An 11,169-nucleotide genomic window follows, 5' to 3' on the forward strand; every position below is an offset into this window, starting at 1 on the left:
GATGAATATGGGAGGTGTTCGGATGAAGTTGCCAATCAAGGGAGGTGCAGTGACAGAAAAAATTTATCTTAACAGGGTTGCTTTTGGGAATTTGATATGCTATACTATAAAAATCCAAGCAAAGGAGTTTATCAATATGCGGCAAGGTATTCTTAAATAAAATTTGATAATGGGAACAAAGACAAACGTCCTCAAGGAGAGGGCTTGGTTTTTGTACCCAATTTTAGAATACTTTTGCCTTTTCATTTCATATCGTGATAGACAACGGCCAGCCTTGGCCGCAGTTTTCATGTGTGTCCTACCTATCATCCCCAGCGGTAAAAGTATTTGTCGCTGGGGATTTTTGCGCCCTTCTGGGCCTTGTATGGAGGACAATCATATGAAAATCATCAATATTGGCATTCTTGCTCATGTAGACGCAGGTAAGACGACCTTGACGGAGAGCCTGTTATATACCAGCGGAGCAATCGAGGCGCTCGAGCCGTGGGAACAGCGCGAGATCATGCGCTTGGTCGGTAAGTTCTCCCATGTTCTTAACGAAGAGTGCGAGGCATTTAAACGGCAAGTGGCCGCCGAGAACGAGGCTGACGACAAAGGCGAAGGGGAGACATGCGACTCTTAATGAGATTTATGAGGCCGTATCGCGGGCTGATTGCGGTGACGCTGTTTGTACTGCTGATAGATAACGTCGGCACGCTGCTGGTGCCTACGATGCTGGCGAATATGGTCAATACTGGTATCACGACGGGTGATATCGACTACATCTTGCGCAACGGCGTGTATATGCTCATCGCGACCGGCATGGCCAGCGGTGGTGCGGTGCTGGGCTGTTATCTTTCGGCCCGTCTGGCGGCCAATGTGGCCTGCGACATTCGCAACGCCGTCTACGATAAGTCGCTCGAGCTGTCCGCCAGCGACTTTGAGCGCTTTGGTACGGGTTCGATGATCACGCGCTCGCTCAACGACATCAACGTGATCCAGCAAGCGATCCTGCAGACGATTCAGCTGGTGTTACCGGTACCGTTCTTGGCCGTGGCGGGCATCATCTTTGCCTGGTTTATCGATCCTGCCATGGGCACGCTGCTGGGCGTGGTCGTTGCGATCTTGCTGGTGGCGGCGGTCTTTACCGTTGCCAACGCCGCGCCGATCTTTATGCGCCTGCAGAGCTTTATCGACCGCATGAACGTGGTGCTGCGCGAGAACATCGTGGGCGTGCGCGTCATCCGCGCATTTAACAAGGAGCGCCACGAGGAGCAGCGCCTGGACGAGGTGTTTAGCGATTACGCAGCCAATGCCATCAAGGTCAACCACCTGTTTGTGGGTCTCGACAGCTCCAGCTTCTTTTTGATGAATATCGCCGAGGTGGCGGTGCTGTGGGTGGGCGGCAACCGCGTGGGCGTCCATGCCATGCAAATCGGCAGCATCTCGGCCGTGCTGGAGTACGCGATCCTGATCCTGTTCTTTGTGATGATGGCGCAGGTGGTGGTGCTGACGCTTCCGCGTGCCGCGGCGTGCCTCAGCCGTGCACAGCAGGTGCTCGAAATCGAGCCGAGCATCGTGGACGGTAAGGCTACGCTGGGCGACGGGACACCTGAGTCCGCAGATGGGGCCGACACGGTGGCCGTGTTCGACCACATGTCGTTTCGCTTTGACGATGCCGACGAGGACACCCTGTACAACCTGAGTTTTGCCTGCCGCCGCGGACAGACGACCGCGATCGTGGGCTCGACGGGCTCGGGCAAGTCAACGGTGGCCAAGCTCTTGCTTCGCTTCCACGATGCCACGAAGGGCGCCATTCGCCTGAACGGCGTCGATCTGCGCGACCTTTCGCAAGACGATATCCGCGGGCGTATCGCCTATGTGCCGCAGAAGGCATGGCTGTTCTCGGGTACGTTGGCGAGCAACCTGCGCTTTGGCAACGAAGACGCGACCGAGGCTGACATGCTCCATGCGCTGGAGGTTGCCCAGAGCACCTTTGTGCTCGACCAGCCCCAGGGGCTCGATACGCCGGTGGCCCAGGGCGGCACGAACTTCTCGGGTGGTCAGCGCCAGCGCCTGGCGATTGCCCGCGCACTCATGAAGCACGCTGATCTGTATATCTTCGACGACAGTTTTTCGGCCCTGGACTTTAAGACCGATGCGGCACTGCGCCATGCGCTACAGGACGAGACGCGCGATGCCGCGGTGCTCATCATCGCCCAGCGCATCTCGACTATTTTGCATGCCGATCAGATTGTGGTGCTCAAGGACGGTGAGGTCGTGGGCCTAGGCACGCACGACGAGCTCATGGAAACCTGTGAGGTGTACCGCGCTATCGCGGAATCGCAGATGAAGGGAGGTGAGTAGCATGACCGAGGAGCTCAAGAAGTGGAGCATCGCCGATGACGCCGCGGCTGCAGAAACAGTCGAGGAGACGGGCGCCACGTCCGACCTGGACGAAAACGCCAAGGCAGCGGCGGAGCGCGAGGCTCGCCGCCAGGCACTCTACGAGGAAAACGAGCGCGCCGAGGACGAGCGCGCCCGCGCCGAGGCGGAGCGCATGCGCGACGTTGACGACGAGGACGAGGACGAGACGCCCCGCGACACCTGGGCGACGGTGCGCCGCCTGTGGAGCGAGGCCGCCGGCGACCATTGGCGCTTCTATATCGTGTTCGCGAGTATCGTGTTCTATGCCATCTTTAACACCGCGGCGCCGGCTTACAGCGCCCGCGTGATCGATGAGCTGTGGGGGCACATGAAGCTGGCGTTTGCCAACAACACCACCTTCAGCATTACCTGGGAGAACTGCGGCAGGACCATCTTTATCTACTTTATGATCTGGACTGCCGCCGCCTCGTTCTACGCGCTCCAGAGCTTTTTGATGTCGAGCGTGGCCGAACGCCTCAACCTGCGCCTGCGCAACCGCATCGCACAAAAGCTCAACCGTCTGCCGCTTGCCTACTTTGACGCGCATCGTCCCGGCGAGGTCGTCAGCCGTGCGACCAACGACTTGGACAAGATGTCCGAGAGCATGCAACGCGGCTTGCTGCAGTTGCTGGTGTCGATCGGTACCGTGGTGGGCGCCGTGAGCGTGATGTTCGTGTTTAGCGTGCCGCTCACGCTCGTCTTTTTGTTCTTTACGGCGCTTTCGCTGCTGGTGACGAAGGTCGTGTCGCGCCGCACGCACGATGTGACGGGCGAGCGCCAGGAGTGGGTGTCCAAGATTACGAGCGCGGTCGAGGAGGGCTACTCGGGCCGTCTGGTGATCCGTGCGTTTAACCGCGAGCGCCAGAGCTCTGCCGAGGTGCACGAGGCTTCGAAGGAGCTGGCGCGCGTGAGCACCAAGGCCGACTTTATGATTAACGCCGTCGGCCCCGCGGTGCGCTTTATCGGCCGTTTGGCGCAGATCGTGATCGCGCTGGTGGGCTGCAGCATGCTGGTTGCCGGGCATATGACCGTCGGCGTGTTCCAGGCGTTCTTCCAGTTTATCAACGAGGCGTCCGAGCCCATGACGGAGCTGTCGTTTACCTTTAACTCGCTGCAGAGCGCACTGGCGAGTGCAGAGCGCGTGTTCGACCTGCTCGACGAGCCCGAGATGGAGGCCGATCCGTTGCCGGTGGCCGCCGCCAAGCTGCCGGGCAAAGTGGAAGGCCGTGTCGCTTTTGAGCATGTGCGCTTTGGCTATGCGCCCGACAAGCCGCTTATGCGAGACGTGTCGTTTACCGCCGAGCCGGGTCAGAAGATCGCCGTGGTGGGAACCACGGGTGCGGGCAAAACCACGCTCATCAACTTGCTCATGCGCTTTTACGAGATCGACGGCGGCCGCATTACGCTCGACGGCGTGGACACGAACCGTATGGACCGCGGCGAGCTGCGGCAGCAGTTTGGCATGGTACTGCAGGACGCTTGGCTGTTCGATGGCACGATTGCCGAAAACATCGCCTACGGCTGCCCCGAGGCAACGCGCGACGAGATCGTGGCGGCTGCGCGCGCCGCGCAGGTCGACTTCTTTGTGCGCACCATGCCGCAGGGTTATGACACGCGGGTGGCCAACGATGCCGAGAGCATTAGCCAGGGCCAGCGCCAGCTGCTGACCATCGCGCGCGTGCTGCTCAACAACCCGGCGATTCTCATCCTGGACGAGGCGACGTCGAGCGTGGACACGCGCACCGAGCTCGCCATCGGCCGCGCCATGGACGCGCTCATGCGCGGGCGCACCAGCTTTGTGATCGCGCACCGCCTGTCGACGATCGTCGATGCCGACCTCATCCTGGTCATGGATCGCGGCAATATCATCGAGCAGGGTACGCACAAGGAGCTGCTGGCTGCCGAGGGCGCTTATGCCGACCTCTACCTAAGCCAGTTCGCATAAGGTGACAAAGGGACAGTCCCGCATGTCACATCGAAAAGAAGGCGCGCCGGGGGCGGATTCCCTGGCACGCCTTTTGTGTTGGCGTTCATGCTGTGGCGGTTGCCCGCGGCCCTAGCGCTCGTCCACGAACTTGGCGACGAGGGCCTTGAGCTCGGCCACCTCTTGCTCGAGTTCCTTGACGCGACGGGCGTTTTCGGTGATGCCCTGACGGTTGAGGGCGCTCTGCTCGGCGGCATCGTCGGGCATGTACTCGCGATGCTGCTTGGCGTCGAAGCTCTCCTCGAACACGCGGCAGCCGTTGCGCTTGATGATGCGCCCGGGCACGCCCACGACGGTGCAGTTGTCGGGCACGTCCTTGACGACGACCGAGTTGCCGCCGATCTTGACGTTGTTGCCGATGTGGATGTTGCCAAGCACCTTGGCGCCCGTGCCCACGGTGACATTATTGCCCAGGGTGGGGTGGCGTTTGCCGGTCTCGTTGCCGGTGCCGCCGAGCGTGACGCCCTGGTAGAGCACACAGTTGTCGCCCACGATGGTAGTCTCGCCAATAACGACGCCCATGGCGTGGTCGATAAAGAAGTGCTTGCCGATCTGCGCGGCGGGATGAATCTCGACGCCGGTGATATGGCGGGTTAACTGCGAGAGCACGCGGGCAAGCGATCGATGGCCGTGTTCCCACAGCCAGTGTTCGGGCACATGATTCCACTTGGCGTGCAGGCCGGGGTAGGACAGGAAGATGACCAGGCCATTTTGCGCGGCAGGGTCCTGCGCCTGGACGGTCTTGATGTCCTCGCGAATGGTATTGATAAAGCTCACCGGCCGCCCTCCCTTAGCGCCATGGCAATGCGATTCAATAAAGTATAGCGATTCGCTAGGGATTAGGAAGGGCAATCTTGCTTTGCTTTAGGCGACAGGTGTCAGTTATGCAAACTTGCTGGTAATGAAGTAAGACTTTTGAGGGGTTTGGCCTGTCCTCGCGCCGCAACCGTATACTGGTCAACTTGGACGTGTCCGCGCCCACAACTGAGAGGTTTTACTTCATGGGTTTCATCAATTTTATCGCCGAGCTGCTTAAGGATCCGCGCACTGCGATCGCCAGCTGGATCGCCGCCGGCCCGCTCATGGCCTACGGCTGCGTGTTCCTGATCATCTTTATCGAGACGGGCGTGGTGTTCTTCCCGTTCCTTCCCGGCGACTCACTGCTGTTTGCCTCGGGCTTCTTTGCCCATAACGGCGGCTTTAACATCGTGGCGCTTCTGGCCACCGCATGGGCCGCGGCCATCCTGGGCGATCAATGCAACTTTATGATTGGTCACTTCTTCGGCAAAAAGATCATCGCCTCGGGCAAGGTGAAGGCCATGACGCCCGAGCGCATTAAAAAGTCCGAGGATTTCTTGGACAAGTGGGGTCACCTGGCCATCTTCCTGGGCCGCTTCTTCCCGTTTATTCGCACCTTTGTGCCCTTTATCGCCGGCATGGGCGGCATGCACTGGCGTAACTTTGTCATCTTTAACGTGCTAGGCGGCATTACCTGGTCGACGCTCTTTACGCTGCTGGGCTACTTCTTTGGTGGCATTCCCTTTGTGCAGGAGCACTTTGAGCTGCTAATCGTTGGCATCGTTGCCGTGTCGATCATCCCTACCGTGGTCGGTCTGGTTAAGGCAAAGCTGGGCAAAAAGAACGCGTAGCTCGAGCCGGCGCGCAAACCGTGCAGTCGAGGCCCGTCACCGCTTACGGTGGCGGGCCTTTTTGCTTCGGTCAAATGAAAATACTTTAGTTAGTTAAAGAAAAACGTTTTATCCTACGCGCGTGCGGAGTACAATCTCGTGCATGCGAATCGACGTGCCATCGGCTTCGATGCTGTTCGCGTGTCCCGTCCGGCTCTACGCTCCGGGCGTGCGACGTTGCGACGCGATCGGCCTCGGTCCTTGCGTGCGGGTTCGCGAGTATGCAACTGTGTATGTAAGGAGCGACATATGACTGTCGAGAAGAAGGATATCGATTGGGGTAGCCTCGGCTTTGGCTACATGAAGACCGATTACAGCTACGAGGCTCATTGGAAGGATGGCGAGTGGGACGAGGGCGGCCTGACCACCGACCACACCCTGCATGTCTCCGAGTGCGGTGGCATCTTCCATTACTGCCAGGAGGTCTTTGAGGGCCTGAAGGCCTACACCGCCGAGGACGGCAGCATCGTCTGCTTCCGTCCCGACATGAACGCCGAGCGCATGTATAACTCTGCCCAGCGCCTCGAGATGCCCCCGTTCCCCAAGGACAAGTTCGTTGAGGCCGTCAAGCAGGTCGTTTCTGCCAACGCCGCCTGGGTTCCGCCCTTCGGTTCCGGCGCGACCCTGTACGTGCGTCCGTTTATGATCGGTTCCGGTGACGTGATCGGCGTGGCTCCCGCTCCTGAGTACACGTTCCGCATCCTCGTGACCCCGGTCGGTCCGTACTTTAAGGGTGGCCTTAAGCCCGTTAAGCTGCGCGTTTCCGAGTACGACCGCGCCGCACCGCACGGCACCGGCAACATCAAGGCCGGCCTCAACTACGCTATGTCCCTCAAGCCCACGATGGAGGCTCACCGCGAGGGTTATGCCGAGAACCTGTATCTCGACTCCGAGTCCCGCACCTATGTCGAGGAGACCGGCGGCGCTAACGTGCTGTTCGTGAAGGAGGACGGCACCCTCGTCGTTCCGCAGTCCCACACCGACTCCATCCTGCCCTCCATCACCCGCCGTTCGCTCGTTCAGGTCGCCGAGGATCTGGGCATGACCGTCGACCAGCGTCCCGTCGAGTGGGCCGAGGTCAAGGCCGGCACCTTCGTTGAGTGCGGCCTGTGCGGCACCGCTGCCGTCATCTCCCCGGTGGGCGAGATCGACAACAAGGTTTATGGTGCCGACGAGACCGTGACCTTCCCGGCTGGCTACACCGAGATCGGCCCCGTGATGAAGAAGCTTCGCGAGACCCTGACTGGTATCCAGTCCGGTGCTGTCGAGGATAAGCACAACTGGGTTTACACCGTCGCGTAAGCTGTCTTACCCATCCGGGCGGAGAGCAAGTTCCCTCCCGGCGCGTCCTCGGACATGCAAGAAGCCCTCGCTGCGCACTTCGTGCGGCGAGGGCTTTTTGCGTCCTGCGGAGTGCGCCGGGAGGGAACTTGCTCTCCGCCCTGCGGGCTCGGCGCTGCCGTTACAGGCAATATAGATCTGAATAAAGATGGTGCGCGGCCTTTTGGCCGCGCGTTGTGCGTGGATACGAAAAGGGCCCAAGGTTTGTGCCTTGGGCCCCAAAGGGTTGATGAACTGGCTTAAGACTCGGCCTTGTTGTTTAGAACTTGACGGTCGGGGCCTGGCGGGCTGCTTCGGCGGCCTCGAAGCCCTGGCGCTCCTTAAACTGGAAGATGCCGGCAAAGATGACAGCCGGGAACGTCTGAATGGCGTTATTGTAGCTGAGCACGCAGTCGTTGTAGCTCTGGCGTGCATAGCTAATCTTGTTCTCGGTATCCTCGAGCGATGCCTGCAGCTGCGTAAAGTTGGTGTTTGCCTTAAGGTCGGGGTAGGCCTCGGCCACGGCAAAGAGCTGGCGCAGCGCACCGGTCAGCACGTTGTCGGCTTCCATCTTGGCCTCGGGTGTGGTGGCCTTGACGGCGGTGTTACGCGCGCTGATCACGGCGGAGAGCGTCTCCTGCTCGTGCTTGGCGTAGCCCTTGACGGTCTCGACCAGGTTGGGGATCAGGTCGTTGCGGCGCTGCAACTGCGTATCGATGTTCTGCCAGGCGTTATCGATGCGGTTACGCTTGGTGACCATGTTGTTGTAGATGCCGGCGATGGCGCAGACAATCACAATGACAACAACGATGCCGATGATGACGGTAATCATGATGTCTCCGTTTCGAATGGCCGCGGCGGCATGCGCCAGCTGCCGTTGGTATAACGCTACTAGTATACCCGCAACGTTTTGCCGTGCCGAACTTTCCGGCAAGCGTTGTGTTTTCGGCGGGGTCGGCACCGGGGCAAAGCGCGCGAGGTACAGGTGTAAGATATGCGACAGATTGACGAGTGTTGTCTTTGCCCTGAGGATGGCGATACCAGTGGACCTTCGCATTAAGAAAACCTACCGCGCCCTGTTCGATGCCTTCACCGAGCTTCTCGAGGAGCATCGTTTTGAGGACCTGACGGTTGCCATGCTGTGCGACCGCGCCATGATTCGCCGCACGACGTTCTACAAGCACTTTCGCGACAAGAACGATTACTTTGCCTTTTATATCGATGAGCTTATGTCGGGTTTGCCGCAAAAACAGCCCGATGAGGCCGGTGCAGTGTCTGCCGAGGACGTGCGCGCGCTTCGGCACGCGATTTTGGACGATGCCATGGATTTGATTCTGGCGCACGAGCAGCTCATGGATAACATTTTGGCAAGCAGCATGTCGGGCATGTTGACCAACGTTATTTGCGACCGCATTGCTCGCTCCATCCGCGAGCGTGTGATGAACGTGCTTCCCGAGGATGCCCTGGCCCCCGTGTCGCTCGAGACGACGTCTGAGTTTGTCGCCGGCGGTATTATTCGACTTTTCACGATATGGTGGGAATCGGGCCACAATCTTGAGCGTCGACCTGAGATGGCCGACGTGGTCGATGCACTGTTTGAGCGGACCATGACGCCGGTGCATCACTAAAGTGGCGGAGAGAGGGGGATTCGAACCCCCGGAACGCTCTCGCGCTCAACGGTTTTCAAGACCGCCGCATTCAACCGCTCTGCCATCTCTCCGTGAGTCGTAATGATAGCATCGTTTTGAATTTGCAACAGGGAAGGCGAACGATGACGATCACCGAAATCGACGAGAAGTTCATGCGCGAGGCACTGGCCGAGGCGCGCGCCGCCGCTGCGGTGGGCGAAGTGCCCATTGGCGCTGTGGTGGTGCACGCGGGTGAGATTGTCGCGAGGGCGCATAATCGTCGCGAGCTCGACCAGGACCCTTCGGCGCATGCCGAGTTTGCGGCCGTGTGCGCCGCCGCCCAGGCGCTTGGCCGCTGGCGCCTTTCCGATTGCACGGTCTATGTGACGTTGGAACCCTGCTGCATGTGCGCGGGGCTTATGGTCAACGCGCGCGTGGGGCGCTGCGTGTATGGCGCGGCTGATGCCAAGGCGGGTGCGCTGGGCTCGCTGTATGACCTGAATGCCGATTCGCGCCTGAATCATCGGTTTAACGTGACGGCTGGGGTCTTGGCGGATGAATGCCGCGAGCTGCTGAGTAGCTATTTTGGCGGTCTGCGCGGAGCGGGCGGCGCTGATTGCGGTTGTGGGACCGATCTTGACGCGCACGCCGCTCACGCCGCAGCGCTTGCAGGTGCCGGTGAGGATGCTGGCACGGCGGTTGACTTTGGTCTTGCGCGCCGCCGGCCCCGCCGCGTGCTGCTGGCGATCGATTCCTTTAAGGGCAGCATGTCGAGTGCGCAGGCGGAGGCGGCGGTTGCCGAAGGCGTGCGCCGCGTTTGGTCCGATGCCGAGGTGCACGCATTGCCGCTGGCAGATGGTGGCGAGGGAACGCTCGATGCCGTTGCCGCGTGCGGCGGTGAGATTGTGACCTGCGAGGTGGCAGGTCCCTTTGGCGAGCGTGTGCCTACCCGGATGTTAGTGGACGGCGAGCACGAGTCGGCTGTTATTGAGATGGCCGAATCCGCAGGCATCGGGTACTCACCTTGCACGGAATCGGCGGCGCTTGCGGCTTCGACCTATGGCGTGGGCGAGCTGATGCTCCGTGCGGTTCGCAAGGGCGCAAAGACACTCTATATTGGTCTGGGCGGCAGCGCCACCAACGACGGTGGCGCCGGCATGCTGCAGGCGCTGGGCGCGCGTGTGGTCGATGATCGGGGCTGCGATGTCGCCCCCGGTCTTGCCGGCCTTGAGCAGGTGGCGAGCGTTGATTTGGCGCCAGCGCTGCAGACTTTGGATGACGCTCGTATCGTTGCGCTTTCGGATGTCGAGAATCCGCTCGTGGGGCGTCGGGGCGCATTGGCGGTGTTTGGCGGGCAGAAAGGCTTGCCGACGGGTGACGCCGAGGCACTGAGCAGGTGCGACAGCTGGATGGTCGGTTACGGTCGTCTGCTCGATACGGCAATTGTCGAGGCTCGGGCTCAGGGATTGTTGCGCGTGCCCGAGGGTGCGCGGACATTTTGCTCGGTGCTCGGCGTGCCCGGCGCGGGCGCTGCCGGTGGCCTGGGTGCCGCGCTGCTGGCGCTTGGGGCGGAGCTGCGTTCGGGCGTGGAGACGGTGCTCGATCTCGTGGGGTTTGACGAGCGCGTGCGCGATGTCGACCTGGTCATAACGGGCGAGGGTAATATGGACGAGCAGTCCGCCGCCGGTAAGGCGCCGGTGGGCGTGGCGCGCCGTGCCAAGCGGTGTGGCAAGCCGGTGGTCGCCGTCGTGGGTGGTCGCGCCGACAATCTGGACGCGGTGTATGGGCAGGGCATCGACCTTGTGCTGCCGGTCTGCCGCAAGCCCATGGACCTGGAGCAGGCACTCGATCCGCAAGAAGCCGCAACCAACCTCATCTGCGCCGGCGAGTCTGCCGCGCGAGCCTACGACCTCGGCCGCATCTAGAAAAGTAGTCTTTTTGCACTTCAGGTGCTGACGCTGTCATTCATGTGCCATTAGTAGATTGCTCTTCGTTCAGTTGTTCGCCAATTAATCCTGCCAATTAATTACCATTTCGGGCGAAGACGTGGATTATCTCCATGATGGGCCTCTTTGGGCATAATGTTGTCTTTAACTGTCCTTAATCAATAGATCGCTCTTGGAAAGAGAAGGCGACACCAGAG

General features: G+C 60.4%; 8 protein-coding genes, 1 tRNA gene and 1 pseudogene. 7 read left to right on the forward strand and 3 right to left on the reverse strand.

Features of this window, described 5'->3' with window-relative positions; translation table 11 throughout:
• Window positions 1-379 precede the first annotated feature (379 nt).
• The 3 genes and pseudogenes from DW003_RS07980 to DW003_RS07990 form a co-directional block, all read left to right on the forward strand.
• Window positions 380-472 (forward strand): annotated as a pseudogene (locus DW003_RS07980) (GTP-binding protein); the annotation flags it as partial.
• A gap of 149 nt (window positions 473-621) precedes the next feature.
• On the forward strand, window positions 622-2,346 hold the full coding sequence (locus DW003_RS07985) for an ABC transporter ATP-binding protein (protein WP_118388471.1): 1,725 nt from the start codon (window positions 622-624) through the stop codon (window positions 2,344-2,346).
• A gap of 1 nt (window position 2,347) precedes the next feature.
• Complete coding sequence (locus DW003_RS07990) at window positions 2,348-4,351, forward strand: ABC transporter ATP-binding protein (RefSeq protein WP_118388473.1); 2,004 nt, start codon at window positions 2,348-2,350, stop codon at window positions 4,349-4,351.
• 111 nt (window positions 4,352-4,462) lie between these two features.
• Here DW003_RS07990 and cysE read toward each other — a convergent pair whose 3' ends face one another.
• Window positions 4,463-5,167, reverse strand: a complete 705-nt coding sequence (cysE, locus tag DW003_RS07995; protein ID WP_118388475.1) for a serine O-acetyltransferase — start codon at window positions 5,165-5,167, stop codon at window positions 4,463-4,465.
• Between the two features lie 224 nt (window positions 5,168-5,391).
• Here cysE and DW003_RS08000 point away from each other — a divergent pair, with 224 nt between their 5' ends.
• Complete coding sequence (locus DW003_RS08000) at window positions 5,392-6,039, forward strand: DedA family protein (RefSeq protein WP_117848562.1); 648 nt, start codon at window positions 5,392-5,394, stop codon at window positions 6,037-6,039.
• 288 nt (window positions 6,040-6,327) lie between these two features.
• Window positions 6,328-7,380, forward strand: coding sequence for a branched-chain amino acid aminotransferase (locus tag DW003_RS08005; protein WP_022093821.1), 1,053 nt, complete (start codon window positions 6,328-6,330; stop codon window positions 7,378-7,380).
• A gap of 298 nt (window positions 7,381-7,678) precedes the next feature.
• Here DW003_RS08005 and DW003_RS08010 read toward each other — a convergent pair whose 3' ends face one another.
• Complete coding sequence (locus tag DW003_RS08010) at window positions 7,679-8,230, reverse strand: LemA family protein (RefSeq protein ID WP_082421874.1); 552 nt, start codon at window positions 8,228-8,230, stop codon at window positions 7,679-7,681.
• 211 nt (window positions 8,231-8,441) lie between these two features.
• Here DW003_RS08010 and DW003_RS08015 point away from each other — a divergent pair, with 211 nt between their 5' ends.
• A complete protein-coding gene (locus DW003_RS08015; RefSeq protein WP_158573212.1) occupies window positions 8,442-9,026 on the forward strand; it encodes a TetR/AcrR family transcriptional regulator in 585 nt (194 codons plus the stop codon).
• A gap of 2 nt (window positions 9,027-9,028) precedes the next feature.
• Here the strand turns inward: DW003_RS08015 and DW003_RS08020 are convergent.
• Window positions 9,029-9,118 (reverse strand) — tRNA-Ser (locus DW003_RS08020).
• 51 nt (window positions 9,119-9,169) lie between these two features.
• Here DW003_RS08020 and tadA point away from each other — a divergent pair.
• Window positions 9,170-10,951 carry a tRNA adenosine(34) deaminase TadA gene (gene tadA, locus DW003_RS08025; RefSeq protein ID WP_118388477.1) on the forward strand — a complete coding sequence of 594 codons (1,782 nt, stop codon included), beginning with the start codon at window positions 9,170-9,172 and terminating at the stop codon, window positions 10,949-10,951.
• Window positions 10,952-11,169: the final 218 nt, after the last annotated feature.

It is taken from the genome of Collinsella sp. AF36-3AT (assembly GCF_003475205.1).
Lineage (GTDB): Bacteria > Actinomycetota > Coriobacteriia > Coriobacteriales > Coriobacteriaceae > Collinsella > Collinsella aerofaciens_AF.

Bases quoted from the DNA above. Each gene is read 5' to 3' on its own strand.
- DW003_RS08000 (WP_117848562.1), top strand. From the start codon at position 5,392: ATGGGTTTCATCAATTTTATCGCCGAGCTGCTTAAGGATCCGCGCACT.
- DW003_RS08010 (WP_082421874.1), bottom strand. From the start codon at position 8,230: ATGATTACCGTCATCATCGGCATCGTTGTTGTCATTGTGATTGTCTGC.
- DW003_RS07985 (WP_118388471.1), top strand. From the start codon at position 622: ATGAGATTTATGAGGCCGTATCGCGGGCTGATTGCGGTGACGCTGTTT.
- DW003_RS07990 (WP_118388473.1), top strand. From the start codon at position 2,348: ATGACCGAGGAGCTCAAGAAGTGGAGCATCGCCGATGACGCCGCGGCT.
- DW003_RS08005 (WP_022093821.1), top strand. From the start codon at position 6,328: ATGACTGTCGAGAAGAAGGATATCGATTGGGGTAGCCTCGGCTTTGGC.
- tadA (WP_118388477.1), top strand. From the start codon at position 9,170: ATGACGATCACCGAAATCGACGAGAAGTTCATGCGCGAGGCACTGGCC.